Origin of the sequence: Gardnerella sp. DNF01159 (assembly GCF_049244215.1) — a bacterium.
GTDB lineage: Bacteria > Actinomycetota > Actinomycetes > Actinomycetales > Bifidobacteriaceae > Bifidobacterium > Bifidobacterium swidsinskii.
Window position 1 is genome coordinate 574,563 of sequence record NZ_CP058387.1, and the last position, 17,999, is coordinate 592,561.

Annotated in this window: 14 protein-coding genes; all 14 read left to right on the forward strand. The window is 44.8% G+C overall.

What is annotated here, in order from left to right:
* Positions 1 to 58 precede the first annotated feature (58 nt).
* Complete coding sequence (nusB, locus tag HXT39_RS02085; protein ID WP_102155096.1) at positions 59 to 538, forward strand: transcription antitermination factor NusB; 480 nt, start codon at positions 59 to 61, stop codon at positions 536 to 538.
* Positions 539 to 1,012: 474 nt separating this feature from the next.
* Positions 1,013 to 2,224 carry a glutamine-hydrolyzing carbamoyl-phosphate synthase small subunit gene (gene carA, locus HXT39_RS02090; protein ID WP_102703159.1) on the forward strand — a complete coding sequence of 404 codons (1,212 nt, stop codon included), beginning with the start codon at positions 1,013 to 1,015 and terminating at the stop codon, positions 2,222 to 2,224.
* Positions 2,225 to 2,256: 32 nt separating this feature from the next.
* Positions 2,257 to 5,652, forward strand: a complete 3,396-nt coding sequence (gene carB, locus HXT39_RS02095) for a carbamoyl-phosphate synthase large subunit (RefSeq protein ID WP_076002918.1) — start codon at positions 2,257 to 2,259, stop codon at positions 5,650 to 5,652.
* A gap of 3 nt (positions 5,653 to 5,655) precedes the next feature.
* Entirely contained in the window at positions 5,656 to 6,567 is a 912-nt protein-coding gene (gene pyrF / locus HXT39_RS02100; protein ID WP_004106386.1) for an orotidine-5'-phosphate decarboxylase, read from the forward strand.
* A gap of 15 nt (positions 6,568 to 6,582) precedes the next feature.
* Positions 6,583 to 7,191 carry a guanylate kinase gene (gene gmk / locus HXT39_RS02105; protein WP_012914263.1) on the forward strand — a complete coding sequence of 203 codons (609 nt, stop codon included), beginning with the start codon at positions 6,583 to 6,585 and terminating at the stop codon, positions 7,189 to 7,191.
* A gap of 82 nt (positions 7,192 to 7,273) precedes the next feature.
* Positions 7,274 to 7,558, forward strand: coding sequence for a DNA-directed RNA polymerase subunit omega (gene rpoZ / locus HXT39_RS02110; protein ID WP_004108619.1), 285 nt, complete (start codon positions 7,274 to 7,276; stop codon positions 7,556 to 7,558).
* Positions 7,559 to 7,696: 138 nt separating this feature from the next.
* Positions 7,697 to 8,914 carry a methionine adenosyltransferase gene (gene metK / locus HXT39_RS02115; RefSeq protein WP_102703158.1) on the forward strand — a complete coding sequence of 406 codons (1,218 nt, stop codon included), beginning with the start codon at positions 7,697 to 7,699 and terminating at the stop codon, positions 8,912 to 8,914.
* A gap of 72 nt (positions 8,915 to 8,986) precedes the next feature.
* Positions 8,987 to 11,407, forward strand: a complete 2,421-nt coding sequence (locus tag HXT39_RS02120; RefSeq protein WP_103013851.1) for a primosomal protein N' — start codon at positions 8,987 to 8,989, stop codon at positions 11,405 to 11,407.
* Positions 11,408 to 11,429: 22 nt separating this feature from the next.
* The gene (locus HXT39_RS02125; protein WP_076002916.1) at positions 11,430 to 12,623 is read left to right on the forward strand and encodes a shikimate dehydrogenase family protein; all 1,194 of its coding nucleotides are present in this window, start codon (positions 11,430 to 11,432) and stop codon (positions 12,621 to 12,623) included.
* 80 nt (positions 12,624 to 12,703) lie between these two features.
* On the forward strand, positions 12,704 to 13,579 hold the full coding sequence (gene rapZ, locus HXT39_RS02130) for an RNase adapter RapZ (protein WP_100066708.1): 876 nt from the start codon (positions 12,704 to 12,706) through the stop codon (positions 13,577 to 13,579).
* A 289-nt stretch (positions 13,580 to 13,868) separates the two neighbouring features.
* Positions 13,869 to 14,816: a DNA-binding protein WhiA gene (gene whiA / locus HXT39_RS02135; protein WP_012914259.1), complete on the forward strand. Its 948-nt coding sequence runs from the start codon at positions 13,869 to 13,871 to the stop codon at positions 14,814 to 14,816.
* A gap of 684 nt (positions 14,817 to 15,500) precedes the next feature.
* A complete protein-coding gene (locus tag HXT39_RS02140) occupies positions 15,501 to 16,706 on the forward strand; it encodes a phosphoglycerate kinase (RefSeq protein ID WP_004108635.1) in 1,206 nt (401 codons plus the stop codon).
* Between the two features lie 164 nt (positions 16,707 to 16,870).
* Positions 16,871 to 17,677 (forward strand): triose-phosphate isomerase, encoded by an 807-nt coding sequence (gene tpiA, locus HXT39_RS02145; RefSeq protein ID WP_004108638.1) that lies wholly within the window; start codon positions 16,871 to 16,873, stop codon positions 17,675 to 17,677.
* Between the two features lie 61 nt (positions 17,678 to 17,738).
* On the forward strand, positions 17,739 to 17,987 hold the full coding sequence (gene secG / locus HXT39_RS02150) for a preprotein translocase subunit SecG (protein ID WP_004119067.1): 249 nt from the start codon (positions 17,739 to 17,741) through the stop codon (positions 17,985 to 17,987).
* Positions 17,988 to 17,999: the final 12 nt, after the last annotated feature.

Below are 17,999 nucleotides of genomic sequence, written 5' to 3' on the forward strand. Positions count from 1 at the left end.
AATTTTTTGATACAACTTTATTAAGTAATTTTTATACGTTACACAGAAGGGCGTTACGATGGCACGTTCTACCGCTCGTAAAAGGGCTTTGAATACGCTGTATGAGGCGGATGAGAAGAATCAGCATATTCTTTCTTTGCTTGAGGAGCGAGTTAAGGAGCCTGGCGCTCAAACTCCGCTCCCAGAGTACGCTATTGAGATTGTTCGAGGCGTAGGAGAGCGACGTAACAGAATCGACAAGACGCTAAACCGCTATTCGACTGGCTGGAAAGTTGGCAGAATGGCTGTTATCGATCGCAATATTTTGCGCATTGCGGTGTGGGAAATGCTTCTTAACGATGAGATTCCAGATAAAGTTGCTATTGACGAGGCGATTGCGCTCGCAAAAATGTATAGCGATGACGAAGCTATTGCGTTTATTCACGGCTTACTAAGCGCGATTATGGCAGATAAAGATGCTTGCTTGGCAAAGTTTAATGGCGAATCTCAAGACTCTAGCGACGAGGCTGCGGAACCTACTGCTGACACTCAGGAGTAGTTGAGTTAGTATTTTCGCAGACATCGATTTCTGTTGATTGGGTAACACTAGCATTAATGCTCTGCTTACGCCACGCTAAACATTCCTATCAATTACAAGACAAAGTGTAAGTTATTGCGCTATTCCACGCACTTTGCGTAACTTTTTGCACGAGTCTATGAGTTTTGTGTTGTTGGTTAGTGTGTTGAGAGGCTGGAAAAATTGTGTTCAGTGCTAAAAGAGGACTGAGAAGCTACATTCTTTAAATATAGGCGAACACAATAAGCGTCTTTAGCAACCAGAGCGCACGAAGGACGGAACGCACGCAAACACAATTTTTCCAGCCTCGTCAAAACCAAAAAACTAAATCAGTTACAAAACTCATAGACGATACTCAAGAACACATAACGCGCAATAACTTATTGCCGGCGCGTCGCCCGTCCGCCAAGCTGAGTAGACTTACCACGAATATCCTAAAGCCATAAGGGGGTTAAGGTGGATTACAACGACACCTTTGCCGGATTCGGCAGTGATGATGCAGTATTGGTGTTGGAGGATGGTCAGGTTTACGTTGGTAAGCCTTTTGGTGCGCAAGGTTCTACGCGCGCTGAGATTGTGTTCTCCACGGGCATGACTGGTTATCAAGAAACATTAACTGATCCAAGTTATGATCAACAAATCGTAGTTCAAACATTCCCACATATAGGTAATACGGGAATGAATCATGAAGATCCAGAATCTGCCCACATTTGGGTTGCAGGTTACGTGGTTAAGGAGCCAAGCCCAGTAGTTAGCAATTGGCGATCTGAAGGTTCCTTGGAAGACGATTTACAAAAGCAAGGTATCGTTGGCATTAGTGGTATTGATACTCGAAAGCTGGTACGTCATTTACGCTCGGTAGGCGTTATGCGTGCCGGCATTTTTTCTAATAAGGCCCTGGTTGATCCGTCAACCGGGGCTTTTCGTACCGTTGCTTCTTTCGTTGACGAAATTAAGCAGACTCCTCAAATGCAAGGCTTGCGCTTAACGGATGAAGTCAGCACTAAAGAAACGTATACGATTGAGCCTTGCGGTGATTTTGAAGGAAAAGATCCGCTTTACACGGTTGTAGCAGTTGACTTTGGTATTAAATCCATGACTCCTCACCGTTTGGCTGAGCGCGGCTGCCGTGTGCACGTCGTGAGCTCCTCAATAAGCTTCGAATCGCTGCAAGCTCTTAACGCAGACGGTGTATTCTTCTCGAATGGTCCTGGAGATCCTGGCCAAGCAAATCGTGAAGTTGAGCTTTTGCGTAAAGTTTTGGATGCGGGCTACCCGTTCTTTGGTATCTGCTTTGGAAACCAGTTGCTTGGTCGCGCGCTCGGCTTTGGCACTTACAAGCTGAAGTTTGGTCACCGCGGTATTAATCAGCCTGTAAAAGACGTTACAACCGGAAAAGTGGAAGTTACAGCTCATAATCACGGCTTTGCAGTGGACGCTCCTCTTGACGGTCCTGTCCAATCTCCTTATGGAAACGGTCACTTTGGTCGCGTGCTAGTTTCGCATATTGACTTGAACGACAATGTTGTAGAAGGCTTGCAATGCCTTGATATTCCAGCGTTCTCAGTGCAATATCATCCGGAAGCTGCAGCAGGCCCGCACGATGCTTCCTATCTATTTGACCGTTTTGTGCAATTGATGCGCGAAAACACTCGAAAAAGCAAGTAAGATTTTAAGATTTACGGAAAGAGAAGTTTACTATGCCAAAACGTACTGATATTAAGTCGGTTATGGTAATTGGTTCCGGCCCGATTGTTATTGGTCAGGCTGCAGAGTTTGATTATTCCGGAACGCAGGCTTGCCGAGTTCTTCGCGAAGAAGGCATTCGCGTAATTTTGGTCAACTCTAACCCGGCTACGATTATGACCGACCCGGAACTTGCGGACGCAACATATATTGAGCCAATTGACACTTCGATTTTGGAGCGAATTATTGCAAAGGAGCGTCCGGATGCGCTTCTTCCAACGCTTGGTGGTCAAACTGCACTTAATGCTGCAATGGATTTGGGTCGTGCAGGAATCCTAGAAAAATATAACGTTGAGCTTATTGGCGCTTCTTTGGAAGCAATCGACCGCGGTGAAGACCGAGAGCTTTTCAAAAAAGTCGTTGAAAAAGCCGGAGCTGAGTCAGCAAAATCCTTTATTGCTCACTCGATTGAAGAAGTAGACAAAATTGTTGAAACTTTAGGATACCCGGTAGTAGTACGTCCAAGCTTCACAATGGGCGGCTTGGGCTCTGGTATTGCTCATAACGAAGAAGAGCTTCACCGCATTGCAGGAGCCGGCATTCACTATTCTCCAACAAACGAAGTGCTTATTGAAGAAGGCATTGAAGGCTGGAAAGAGTTTGAGCTTGAACTTATGCGCGACGCAAAAGATAACGTCGTAGTTGTTTGCCCAATCGAAAACGTCGATCCTGTAGGCGTGCACACTGGCGACTCGATTACAGTAGCTCCTTGCTTTACGCTTACCGACCGAGAGTATCAAAAGATGCGCGATATCGGTATCGCTATTATTCGAGGCGTTGGCGTCGATACCGGCGGTTGCAATATTCAGTTCGCAATCAACCCTCAAACTGGTCGCATTATCGTAATCGAAATGAACCCGCGTGTGTCTCGTTCTTCCGCGCTCGCATCTAAAGCAACTGGCTTCCCAATCGCAAAAATCGCAACGAAACTTGCTTTAGGCTACACTTTGGATGAAATTCAAAACGATATTACGCGTTCAACTCCTGCAAGCTTCGAGCCAACAATCGACTATGTTGTAACGAAGATTCCGCGCTTTGCTTTCGAAAAGTTCCCAGGAGCAGACACCACGCTTACAACTTCTATGAAGTCGGTTGGCGAAGCAATGGCTTTGGCTGGAAACTTCCAGGAATCCCTTGGAAAAGCAATGCGCTCAATCGACAAGCGTCACGCGTGCTTTAGCTGGGATGGCGAGCGTCCAAGCAAGGAAGAAGTTAATAAGCTTCTTGAAGAAATGCATACTCCAACCGAGCATCGCTACTTGCAAATCCAGCGCGCGCTTTGGGGTGGAGCAACGCCAGATCAAATTTTTGTAGCAACAAAAATCGACCCTTGGTTTGTAGAGCAGCTGGCTCAAATTAACGAAACTGCGCTCGCAGTTCGTGAAGCTGAAACCTTAACTCCTAAAGTTTTGAAGCGTGCTAAGCTTGCTGGTCTTTCGGACGTGCAGATTGCGCATTTGCGTAATCTTGGCGACGAAGGCGAAAACATGGTTCGTGAGCTTCGTTGGGCTTACGGTTTGCGCCCTGTTTACAAGACTGTTGACACTTGCGCAGCTGAGTTCGACGCAGCAACTCCGTACTACTATTCTTGCTACGCTGACGAAAGCGAGTTGAAGAAGCGCGATCGCGAAGCTGTGATTATCCTTGGCTCTGGTCCAAACAGAATCGGCCAGGGTATTGAGTTTGATTACACTTGCGTTCACGCTGTTCAGGAATTGGGCAAGGATTACGACACCATTATGGTTAATTGCAATCCTGAAACAGTTTCTACAGATTACGACATGTCTGACCGCCTTTACTTTGAGCCTCTTACTTTCGAAGATGTGCTTGAAATTTACGAAGCAGAAAAGAAGCTTGGACCTGTTAAGGGCGTGATTGTGCAGCTTGGTGGCCAAACGCCACTTTCGCTTGCTGCTCGTCTTAAAGCTGCAGGAGTTCCAATTTTGGGAACGACTCCTGAGGCTATCGATTTGGCTGAAAATCGTGAGCTTTTCGGCGAAGTTCTTCGTCAAGAAGGCATGAACGCTCCTCGATACGGCACAGCTTTAAGCCTTGAGGAAGCAAAAGATGCAGCTCACGCAATCGGCTACCCGGTTCTTGTGCGTCCAAGCTACGTACTCGGCGGTCGCGGAATGGAGATTGTGTACGACGACGCTCAGCTTGCAAAGTATGTTGATCGCGCATTGGATGAAGCTCGAGCAGACACTGTTGTTTCTGGCCGCTTGCCTTCGCCGCTTTTGATTGATAAGTTCCTTCAGGACGCTATTGAAATTGATGTTGACGCGCTTTACGACGGCAACGAGCTTTATATTGGCGGCATTATGGAGCATGTTGAGGAAGCTGGCGTGCACTCTGGTGACGCTGCTTGTACTCTTCCTCCAAGCACGCTTTCGGACGATCAAATTCGCCGCCTTCGCGAAGGCACGCTTTCGATTGCGCGCGGCTGCTCAGTTCGCGGTCTGATTAACGTGCAGTACGCTTTTATGGCAAACACTTTGTATGTAATTGAAGCAAATCCTCGAGCGTCTCGTACTGTTCCGTTTGCTTCTAAAGCTACTGGTGTTGCTCTTGCTAAAGCTGCTGCTCGAATTATGGCTGGTGAAACAATTGCACAGCAGCGCAAGCGTGGACTTCTTCTTCCGCAAGGCGATGGTGGTGATATTCATCCAGGTCAGCAAGTTGCTATTAAAGCTTCTGTGCTGCCGTTCAAGCGTTTCCGCACTCCTGTTGGTCGTACGGTTGATATTTTGCTCGGACCAGAAATGCGTTCTACCGGCGAAGTTATGGGCTTCGATCGTGACTTCCCACATGCTTTTGCTAAGAGCCAGCTTGCAGCATACAAGGGTGGTTTGCCTACCAGCGGCAACGTGTTTGTGTCTGTAAGTGATGCAGATAAGCGTCAACTTCCGCTTCTTGCAGTGCGATTAGTGGAGCTTGGTTTTACGATTTGGGCTACTGAAGGTACAGCTTCTGTGCTTCGTCGTTATGGTATTGATTCCGTGATTGTCGATAAGCTTTCTAGTCAGGGCGACACGGCGAAGGATATGCCAAATAGTGAGAAAGCACATGAAAGAATCGGTAAGAATGTTGTAGAGCTTATCGAAAATGGTAAGATTGATATGGTATTGAATACGCCGAATTCAAGGGGATCGCGCACTGATGGTTATGCCATTCGTGCAGCAGCTGTAGCAGCTGATCTTCCGCAATTCACTACTATTACCGAATTCGCACCAGTATTAATGGCTATTGAAGCTGTTAAGAACAACGATTATCAGGTGATGAGCATACAAGAACATGCTCAGCAGTTGTTTGCAATTGAACAGGCAGAAAGTCAAGAAAGTCGGGCTTAATACATGACCGAGAGCATTCGTGATCAAGAAGTGCAGGCGCAACGATCCGATTTTGGTTTGCGTTTGAAGAACGCTATGGCAAAATATGGACCATTGTGTGTTGGAATCGATCCTCATCGCAAAATGCTGCTTAATTGGGGATACAACATGGATGCTCTTGGAGCTGAACTTTTTTCTATGCGCATGCTGCAAGCTATGAATGGTAGGGCAGCGGCAGTTAAATTCCAATCCAGCATGTTTGAGCGCTATGGTTCTAAGGGTTTCGCAGCGCTTGAGCGTGTGCTGTATGCCGCTCGTCAAATGGATATTATTACTATTGTTGATTGCGGTCATGGAGGATTGTCTACTACTATTTCTGCGCTTGCAGACGCATATTTTAAGCCTGGAGCTCCGCTTCTTGCTGATGCTATTACTTTGCTTCCTTATTATGGCGCACGTTCTATGGGCGGCTTAATTAACGAAGCTCTTAATAACGGTCGCGGTGTTTTTATTGCGTCTCTAACTTCTAATCGCGAAGGCGCAAGTTTGCAAACTGCTATTAGGCAAAGCGGAACTTACCGCGGAACTACTGTAGCTCACGGAATTGCTCAAACGGCTCAAAGTTTTAACAATAAAACTAAAGGAATGGGTTCTGTTGGTTTAATTGTTGGAGCGACTATTGGCGACTGGATGAACGGTGGTGGAATTGACGTAACCAGTTTTACTGGTCCAATTCTTTCTCCTGGTTATGGGTGGCAAGGTGCAGAAGCTGACGATTTAAAGCGTGTTTTTGCTGGTACACATGGTAATGTATTGGTAACTGTTTCGCGTTCGATTGCGTCGCATGGTCCAAATATTGGTGAACTTTCGGCTGCAACTGAACGCATAGCATTGGATATTCGTCAGGCTCTTGTTGATTCAGGCGAATGTGTGTAAACGAGAGGTAAACAAATGGGTGCCACGGATGAGACTGCAGTTTCGCAGTCTAGACGTCGATTAATCGTATTAACGGGTCCTACTGCGGCTGGTAAAGGCACAGTAGAAGGCATACTTCGTGAGAAGCATCCACATATTTGGCTATCTGTTTCTGCTACCACTCGTGCGCCTAGACCTGGTGAATTTAATGGTATTCACTATTGGTTCTTAGATGAAGAAGAATTTGAGCGTCGTAAGCGTAATGGCGAATTCTTGGAAACTGCGCTGGTTCATGGCATGGCTCATTATGGCACCCTTCTTCAGCCTGTTTTGGATCATCTTACGCAAGATATTCCTACTTTGTTGGAAATAGATTTGCAAGGAGCTAGGCGTGTAAAACAAGAGGCAGCTCGTCTTGGATTAGAAGTCGTGTACGTGTTCATTGCGCCTCCGAGCTTTGAAGAGCTTAAGCGTCGTCTTATTGGTCGTGGTACTGAAACTCCTGAGCAGCAAGCAAAACGTTTGGAAACCGCTAAAGTTGAGATTGCTGCAGCTAAAGAGTTTGATGTTGTTATTGTGAACGATAATGCTGAGCGTGCCGCAGATGAACTGTGGAATGTTATTGCAAGCGAATACGACTTATAGTTAAAACTTACGCAATATCCAATCGATAGCATATAATAAGCCTTTTGGAACTATTGTGGCACCATAGAATTTGGAGAATATTATGGCATTAGGCACTCAGCCAACACCTACTGGTCTTGCGAATCCACCGATTGATGATTTAATGCAACATGCGGATTCCAAGTATGCGCTTGCCTTATTTGCTGCAAAACGAGCACGTCAAATTAATGCTTATTTTACTCAGCTTAATGAAGGTTTGCTTCAAAATGTTGGCCCACTAGTTGAGTATCAAAATCAAGAAAAGCCTTTAGCTATTGCTTTCCGCGAAATTAATGCTGGATTGCTTGAAGAGACTCTTGGTGAGGACGATTTAAGCGAAGGTAATTAATAAGCCTTGCTAATAAACGTCTTTATGGGTATTCGCAGTCGCGTATCATCCGTGCTCAATAAAGCGGATGCACGGCTGCGTTTTTCACTTTATTTAGCCTGTATTTAGCCTTATCGACTATAAACGTAAGGGGGAAATGTGGAAGAACGTAAATTAATTTCTGCAGAATCTGTAACTGAAGGTCATCCTGACAAGTTATGCGATCAAATTGCTGACGCTATATTGGACGATATGCTTCGTCAGGATTCTCATGCGCATGTTGCTGTAGAGGTTTGTGCTTCCGTTGGTCAGTTTGTGGTTTTTGGCGAAGTGCGTGGTGAAGTTTATAGCGATATTCCGGGAATCGTGCGTCAAGTTGTTCGTAATGTTGGCTACACGAGCTCCACAATTGGTCTTGATGCTGATTCTTGTGGTGTTATGGTTTCTTTAACTGAGCAAAGTGCAGAAATTAATCAAGGTGTTGCTAGGTTGGATGCTTCTTGCGAGAGTGCATCTTCTCGTGAGGAGCGCTACGCTGCTCAAGGTGCAGGCGATCAAGGTGTTATGTTTGGTTACGCTAGCGACGAAACAGATACTTTAATGCCTTTGCCGATTTATCTTGCTCATCGTTTAGCTCAAAAGCTTGCTAAAGTTCGTAAAGATGGCACTGTTGCGCATTTGCGTCCAGATGGGAAAACTCAAGTAACGATTGAGTATGATTCAAAAGGATCGCCTAAACGTTTGGATACTGTGCTTATTTCTACTCAGCATGACCCAGAAGTTTCTAGAGACTGGTTACAAGATCAGCTTGTTGAACATGTTGTTAATCCTGTGTTGGACGAAGTTCTTGCTCAAAAAGTTGCGCACGATTCGTACCGTATGCTTGTAAACCCTACTGGCTCCTTCGTTTTGGGAGGTCCTGCAGCTGATTCGGGCTTAACTGGTCGAAAAATTATTGTTGACACTTATGGTGGTGCTGCTCATCATGGTGGTGGAGCTTTTTCCGGTAAGGATCCTAGCAAAGTTGACCGTTCTGCAGCTTATGCAGCTCGCTGGGTTGCAAAAAATATTGTGGCAGCTGGTTTAGCTCATAAGGCAGAAGTTCAAGTTGCTTATGCTATTGGTATTGCTGATCCTGTAAGCGTAAACGTAGAAACTTTCGGAACTGAAGCTGAAGGTATTACGCGTGCAGATATTGCGCGTGCTGTGCGTGAAGTATTTGATTTGCGTCCAGCTGCGATTATTGATGAGCTTAACTTGCTTAAGCCAATTTATGCTCCAACCGCAGCTTATGGTCATTTTGGTCGTACGGATGTCAAATTCCCTTGGGAAGAAACGAATCGTATTGAGCAATTGAAAGATGCGCTAAAAAAGTAGTTTTATTGATAAATTTTGCTGTAAAATAACAGTAATTATGTGATGTAATTCAAGTAAAACTAAGGGTTATTTATGGCAGAGCAACCTTCGCTAGACGGCTTAGCGCGTAAAACAAGACGTAAGCGCAATGCTGTTTCTCTAGTGCCTGCTAATGAATGCCCTATTGCGCATGTGATGCTTGATGTTCAAGCTTCACATTTAGGTCGTACTTTTGATTACTTGATATCGCAAGATCAAGATGAATCTGCTCAGCCTGGGGCGTTTGTACGCGTTCGTTTTGGAGCACAAAAGCTCACTGGAGTTATTTGGTCTCGTTCTTCGCATACAGACACCCCTCATACTGCTTTAAGATTTTTAGAGCGCGTGTTTCCTTCAGATGTTTTGCTTTCTAAATCTTTGCGAGACGATATTGACGCCATAGCTAAAGCTTATGGTGGAACTAGCTCAAATATTTTGCGTCTTGCTGTGCCTCAACGCGTAGCTCGTGTTGAGCATGAGGAAGTTTTTGACAACATACGCTTGCAACGCAGAAAACAGTGGCGTGAAAATCTTAAGAAGCGTTTGCAAAACGATAACAATACAAACCCAGGTTACGCTACAACTTCTCGCATGATTTATGATTACGAAAATGCAAATATTTTATACAATGCATTAATCAAAAAATCTATTGACGCAAGTTTTAGTGAAAATAAAACAGAAAATCAATTAGTCAAGCAAGCAGAAAATAATTCTTCTCAATCTTTTATTGTAGACGCTTTACCAGGTTCTTGCCGACTTGCACAAGATTTAGCGTGGATGATTGTCACTGCTTTAAGCGCGTGTAAGCAAGCTGTTGTAGTTTTGCCGACGCTAAGAGAAGTAAATGATGTAATGCGCGCGCTAATGGTTTACGGATTAAAGCCATATAAGCGCGTCAGTGAGAATCATCGTGGTTTTTCTGCTGGAAGTTTTGATGGCGATGTAGCTCGACTTTGTGCTGCGGATCCTCCAGCTGATAGATATAGAGCTTGGCGTGCAATCGCGTCCGGAATAGTTCCTTGCGTTCTTGGCACTAGAGCTGCAATGTATGCTCCAGTTGAGGGAGATGCTTTATTTGCGATTGTTGAAGATTGCGCGTACCAATATGCTGATGGCATGATGCCGTATGCTCAAGCGCGTGGAGTTATGCGGCTTCGTGCGAAAAGGCATGGCGGCGTATTTGTGTCAATGTCGTATTCCAGAAGCGCGCTTAGTCAAAGTGAAGTAGACTGCTATATGTCGAATGCGCAAGATGCGCAAGGTGAGCAATCTGTTCAAACTACTAAAGTTATTCAAACTACTCAATCTGCTAAAACTGCTGAAACAATAAGCGGATCTAGCATCCCTGTAAGTGCGAGTAAACTTGCTCGCGAAAAGTTAGTTCCGTGGGTTCGTTGGCTTAATCGTGAAGCTTTATTGAAATTAGCTGACCCAAGTATTGGCGCTCGCATACCGCATAGCGCAGTAAGAGCTATTAATGATGCTCTTTCGGATGGTAAGCCTGTGCTGCTTTCTATTGCGCAAGATGATGTGACGCAATCGGCTATATGCTCTTCTTGCAAACGTCAAGCGCGCTGTAGACGATGTACCGGGCCTCTCGATGTTGCAAATAGTCAGCAAACAGCACGTTGCTCGTGGTGTGGTGCTAGTGCAATAAATTGGTCTTGTTCTAATTGTGGCAGTAGCAATATGCGAGTTATACAAGTTGGCGCTGCTGGTGTTGCAGAAGAATTATCTAAACTATTTCGCAACGTGCCTATTATTATTTCGTCACAACACCAACCGAACGGAATTATCCAGTGTATTGATGAAAAACCTGTAATTGTTGTTGCAACTCCTGGATGTGAGCCTCGCGTACAAACGCAAGACGCAAATTGTAACGGAGAATATGGTGTTGTAGCAATACTCGATACGTGGGTAAGTTTGTACGCTTCGGGGCTTGATGCGCGAATAGATACACTTAATTCGTGGATGAAAGCTTCTGCTTTATGTGCTCCTAGAGCGCGCGGAGGAAGTGTGCTTTTGATTGGCGAAACGTATCCTGTTCTTGCGCGTGCGCTTACATTGTGGGATACGACTCAACTTTCTTGCAATGAGCTTTCAGAAAGAGCTCAAGCAATATTGCCGCCTTGTGTAACTGCAGCATGCGTATGGGGTGCTCGTGATGCGGTTATGCGTGCGCTTGAAAACATTGGTGCAATGCAAGAAAATCTTGGGTGCGAAAGTAGTCAAGATGCTGATTTTTCAGCAATTTCTCCATTATTAGGAATTGTTCCAATGCATCCGCCTGTTACAGACAGATACCAGCATTTTGACGATATTTACGACCGTGTAAAAGCTGTAGTAAGAGTTCCGCTTTATTTAAGACAAGAATTAGTGAACCGATTGCACAAGGAAGTAGCTCGTCACGTAGCAACACGTGCTGCAGGAGAGTTGCGTTTTTGTGTTGATCCAAAAGATTTATTAGCGTACTAACTTACTAATAGGGGAGAGAAAAATGTTAAAAACATATCATTGCGCAGTTTTGGGAGATCCTATTTCGCATTCGCTGTCTCCTGTGCTTCACAACACGGCTTATAAGGTTTTAGGTCTTACAAATTGGCAATATAGTAAGGAAAAAGTAAGCGAAACAGAGCTTCGCGATTTTATTGCGCATCTTGACGATTCTTGGAAAGGCTTAAGCCTTACTATGCCGCTTAAAAAAACCGTAATGAAACTCGGTACACCTTGCGACTACTGGTCGCGCGCGCTTAACGTGGCAAATACTGCAGTTTTTACTAGCAACCCAGCAACCGCTTCGCAATCGCAAATAAAGCTATACAACACTGACGTAAGTGGCATATTAATAACATTTATGCAAGCATTACATGAGCGTATATGCGAAGTAAAAAAGGCTGTTATTATTGGCAGTGGCAACACTGCGTCCTCTGCATTGGCAGCTTTAATTGAAATTGCGCAAGTAGCAAAGCTTGAGCAAGTGCAAGTTGTTGCTAGAACTGAAGATGACGGTAGTGTAAAAGGCGTTGAACGTTTTAATAATCTTATACAAAAGTATTGCGCTGATTTTCCAAATAAAATAAGCATAGGTCAAAATAATAAAAGCGAAGAAAATGACGCTATGTATGAGCCTGTGCAAGGTATTGAGTTCCCAACAATAAGCGAAGAAGTATTTTCAAAATTTGCAGACTATAGCGCAGAAAAATTGAGTGCAGAAAAATTGTCAGAATGTGATAAATCTCTCATTTTGAAATCTTTAAATTCACTCGAAGCTGTTCGTGCAATCGCAGAAGCAGACATAGTCATAAGCACAGTTCCAGCGCATGTAGCAGATCCAATTGCGCTTGCGTTGAAAGCGTACTGTCAAGATAGTGCGAATAATCAAACGAAATTAGGAACATTGCTTGACGTAGTTTACGATCCTCGCCCAAGCATGCTACTTAGTGTATGGCAACAATACGGTTGCGCTATTGGCGGAGAAGAAATGCTTTTGCAACAAGCTTTAGCACAAGTAAGTCTTATGACGATTGAGTACAGGCAATCTAAAGAAAATTTTGGGAATTGTGCTAAGACTGGCGCTGAGGATTGTGCTGAGACTGGTTCTGAGCTTGGTTATAAACCTAGTGCTGACAAGGCTAGATATTACGATGACTTAAGTAGTCTCATGCGAAAAGCCTTACAGGAGGCATTATGAGCGATAATACGCAACATACTACGCAAAGTGATGTGCAACGTGATGCGCAACATACTACGCAACGTTCCGCGTCGACTAGTATGCAACTATCTGACAGATTTGAAGTTATGCTAATTACAGGCATGAGCGGAGCTGGGCGCTCGCACGCTGCTAACGCGTTGGAAGATATGGGATGGTATGTTATCGATAATCTTCCGCCAAAACTGCTCATACCGCTAGTAGATATGATGACTTCATCCGGTTCTAAAGTGCATAAGCTTGCTGCTGTTATTGACGTGCGTTCTAGAGGATATTTCGACGACCTGTTTGCAGTTCTTGCGCATATTGATGACCTTGGTGTAAAAACGCGAATTCTGTTTCTAGATGCTTCAGATGCTGTGCTTATCAAGCGTTACGAGTCTGTGCGTAGACCGCATCCTTTGCAGCGCGGTGGCAGACTTATTGACGGTATTCTAGAAGAGCGAGAGCTGCTCAGTCATCTGAAAGATTGCGCAAATATTATTATCGATACTTCTGCACTTAGTATTCACCAACTTTCTACAAAGCTTTACGAAGGATTGCTTGGAAAAGGCTCTTCTACTGTTTCTGTGCATATTTTCAGCTTTGGATTTAAATACGGCATGCCAATGGACGCTGATTTTGTTGCCGATATGCGATTTTTGCCGAATCCTTTCTGGGTTCCTGAATTAAGGGAGCTTACAGGTAAGGATCAAGCTGTGCAAGATTATGTTTTATCGAATTCTGCGGCAATTACATTCTTAGATTCTTACGAAAATGCGCTTCTTACAGCTATCGACGGATTTGCTAAAGAAGACAAGCATTACGTGACTATTGCTGTAGGATGTACTGGCGGTCAGCATCGTTCTGTTGCCGTAAGTATTGAGCTTGCTAGACGTTTGAGATTGCACGGTTTGCAAGTTACAGTATCTGCAAGAGAGCTACAGAGAAGATCATAATAAGTGGAGAAGTAAAGTAGCAAAAAGTAAAGTAGTGAAAAAGTAAAGTAGTGAAATGCGATTATGAAACTAATCAATTAAAATTAATTAAAAAATTAAATAAAAATTGTGTAAATTATATAAAATATAAAAAATCTTGTACTAAAAGCATGTAAAGCATGTGCAAAAACCGGTAAAATGTCCAACGTATTCTGTATCACAGAAAGCCGGGCATGTCGTGTGCCACAGCATCATGCAAGTACCCAACAGCACTCATATTTTAAGAAGAACAAAAGTAGGAGGTTGTCCCTTGGCTCTTCTTGACGACGTCAAAAATGAACTCGTTTCAAACAACAATGAGCTCCCGACTGTCATTATGGCTCAAGCTGCAGCAATGATGCGCTTTGCTGGCGGCTTAAGGCCAGTAAATAATCAAGCTGTTATTCGCGCTCAGTTGGATTCTCAGCGCGCAGCTCAGTGGCTTGTTGAGGTATTGAAAACTTATTTCCAGAGGGAAGCAACAATTGCTCAAGTTTCTCGGCAAACTCCTACGGGCACTGTAGTTCGCTATGACGTGGTAGTTGAGCGTGGTGCTGCAGCACTGGCTTTGCAATCTGGTCTTCTTGATCGACGTATGAGAATTGTTGCAGGTCTTGCACCTGAGATTGTTGGTGGAAGTATCGCCCAAATCAAAGCAGCTTGGCGTGGTGCTTTCTTGGCTCACGGTGCTATTTCCGACCCTGGCAAAGCTAGCTATTTGGAAGTTGTTTGCCCAACTCATGAGGCTGCAAATGCTTTGCAAACTATGGCGGCGCGACTTGGCATTAGCGCCAAGGCTCGTCAGGTTCGTAGCTCTGAGCGAGTGACGTTGCGCGATTCTGACGCAATTGAGCGAATGTTGATTTTGATTGGTGCTCCTCGTTCTGCTCGCGAATGGACCGGTAAGCGTTCGGACGGTGAAGCTCGCGGAAAAGCAAACCGTTTGGCTAATTTTGACGATGCGAATATGCGTCGTAGTGCTAAGGCTGCTGCTGAGGCATGCGAAAAGGTTCGTCACGCATTCGATATTTTGGGCGACGATATTCCAGATAATTTGTTGATGGCTGGAAAGCTTCGTCTTGAGCATAGCGACGCAAGTTTGGAAGAGCTTGGTCACTTGGCTGATCCTCCTATTACAAAGGATGCGATTGCAGGGCGAATTCGTAGACTTTTGCAGCTTTCAGCGAAGGTTGAGAAGTCGCGTATGCAGCAGCTTTAATGCTGATTTTGCGTGGTTTGTAGCTGTATTGGCTGGCGGGTTTTTTTATGTGGCTGTGAGCGGCGGGTGTTACTTGTCTCGCAGCGCTCCGCTCTTATACCTTACTTGGACTTAGCGGTTGCGTAGTTAAGTTTAGTTTTTTACTTACTTTCTCTGCAAAAATAGTATTCGTCAACAAGATTATTACTATCGTTCCGCTTTTATATTGCTCGACCAAGCAACACCCACCCCTCACTCGTTAATTCCAATCGCAGTTGTTTTTGGTGTGGTAGGAAGAGTGATTGGTGTGGAGTGTGCAGCAGCACCGATGTTAGTGTTCGCCAAGCAATAAATACTCAACGTCTGCAGAGCATTAATGTCAAAGTTCACTAAGCAACATATAGTCGACGTTTGCAAAGCATTACTGCAAAGCTTCAGACGCAACGTTTGCAAAGCGCAACTGCAAAGCTACAAAACCACTTTTCGCAGAAGCATTACTGCAAAGCTACAGACGCAACGTCAGCAGAGCACTGGTGCAAAGCTGCGTTGTTCATAGGGATTGTTGAAGATGTGCGGTATAATTGCACCCGGCAATGTGTTGATGTTTGAGGCTGATTTTGCGTTTTGTTGAACGAAGTAAGCCGGCACGGTAAGCCAGTATGTAAGTCAAATATGGTAAGCCAATATGGTTTGGAAAGGATACCAATGAAGACACTGAAAGATTTGGGAGATTTGAGTGGTAAGCGCGTATTGGTTCGCGCTGATTTTAACGTTCCTCTCAAGGGTACGACGATTACTGATGATGGTCGTATTCGTGCTGCTTTACCAACCATTAAGGCTTTGCGTGAGCAGGGTGCTAAGGTGATTTTGATGGCTCACCTTGGTCGTCCAAAGGGTCAGGTTGTTCCAGAGCTTTCCTTGGCTCCAGTTGCGCAGCGTTTGGGTGAATTGCTCGGCACAAATGTTGTTTTGGCTGCAGACACTTACGGCGAAGATGCTCAAGCTAAGGTAGCTGCCATGAATAATGGCGACGTTGTTTTGCTTGAAAATGTGCGCTTCAACGCGGAAGAAACCAGCAAGGATGCTTCCGAGCGCGCAGCTTACGCTAAGAAGATTGCTTCTCTTGGCGAAGTGTTTGTTTCCGACGGCTTTGGTGTTGTGCACCGCGCTCAGGGTTCAAATTACGATGTTGCTGCCGATCTTCCAGCAGCTGCAGGCTTGCTTGTTGAAAAGGAAGTTAAGGCACTTTCTCGCGCAACTGAAAACCCAGAGCGTCCTTTGACTGTTGTTCTCGGCGGCTCTAAGGTTTCCGACAAGCTCGGCGTTATTGAAAACTTGCTTTCTAAGGCTGATCGTCTTGTTATTGGCGGCGGTATGGTGTTCACATTCCTCAAGGCTTTGGGTCACGAAGTTGGTACTTCTTTGCTTGAAGAGGATCAACTCGAGAAGGTTAAGGGATACATTGAAACCGCTAAGAAGAATGGCGTTGAGCTTGTGCTTCCAACTGATATTGTTGTGAATGCTGGCTTCCCAGCAGGGGATACTCCAGTTGCTCCAGAAGTAGTTCCAGCAGACGCTATTCCTGCAGACAAGATGGGCTTGGATATTGGTTCTGACTCTCAGAAGCTTTTCCACGACAAGATTGTTGACTCCAAGACTGTTGTTTGGAACGGTCCTATGGGTGTGTTCGAGGTTCCAGAGTTTGCAGCCGGTACTCGCGCTGTAGCTCAGGGCTTGGTCGATGCAACTAAGAACGGCACTTTCACTATAGTCGGCGGTGGTGATTCTGCTTCTGCAGTGCGCAACCTTGGATTCCCAGAAGATGGCTTCTCGCACATTTCTACTGGCGGCGGCGCTTCTCTCGAGTTCTTGGAAGGCAAGACTCTTCCAGGTTTGAGTGTGCTTGAGTAAGTAATATTGCTTGAGTAAGTAGTATTTACGCGAGCAAGTATAAACTAAATATTTCCGCTTATGCCGACTTTCGATTTTATGAATCCGTTTTGTAAATCGAGGTCGGCATAACACTAATTTGCGCAATACTATTAATCTTCAATCCTCAATTTTTAAGGGTGATTATGGTTGTTAAAAGAAAGCCGCTAGTCGCAGGTAATTGGAAAATGAACTTCAATCACCGCGAAGCAACGCATTTTATACAAAAATTTGCGTGGCTACTGCGTGACGCGCATTACGACTATCACGATTGTGAAATTGCACTTATGCCTTCTTTTACTTCAATAAGAAGCGTGCAAGTTCTTGTTGAGTCTGACCATTTGCCAATATTGTACGGAGCTCAAGCTGTTTCTGTTACTGCTCAAGGTGCTTTTACTGGTGATGTTTCTGCAGATATGCTTGCAAGTCTTGGATGTTCAATGGTTATTGTTGGTCATTCTGAAAGACGCAAGTATCATCCTGAAGATGATGCAAATATAGTTGATCAAGTTCGAGCTGTTCTTGCCGCAGGAATGCAGCCAATTCTTTGCGTTGGTGAAAGTCTTAAAGAACGTCAACAGGGTGTTGCGCTGGATTTTGCTGTAGGGCAAGTGCATGATGTAACGCGCGATTTGGATGCGAAGCAAGCTAAGCGTTTAATTATTGCGTACGAGCCAGTTTGGGCAATTGGTACGGGTATGGTTGCCACTGCTAACTCAGCTCAGGAAGCTGCATTGGCTATTCGTGAAGACTTGCGCGTTACGTTCGGTGACGATGTTGCAGATACTGTTCGTATTCTTTACGGCGGATCTGTAACTTCTTCTAATGCTTCAAGTCTTATCGCGGAGCCAGATGTCGATGGATTCTTAATTGGTGGTGCTTCTCTTGATGCGCAAGAACTTGCTAATATTGTGCGACTAACGGCTGCGCAAACACGTTTAGAGACTAAATAAGCTTAAGCGGTCAAAGGTTATTATTAAACTTAATTGAGTACTGTAAAACAGGAGGTTGGTTGTGTCCACTGTGAAGATTATTTTGCAGGTGTTGCTTGTGCTCACTAGCATTTTGCTCACATTGTTAATTTTGATGCACAAGGGCAAGGGCGGCGGCCTTTCCGACATGTTCGGCGGCGGTTTAACGAAGAACGCTGGTAGCTCTGGTGTTGCAGAAAAGAACTTAAATCGTTGGACGGTTATTATAGCGTTGATTTGGGTGGCTGTTATTGTTGCCTTGAACCTTATGACTAAGTTCTCACTTATCTAAGTATTCTTTTAA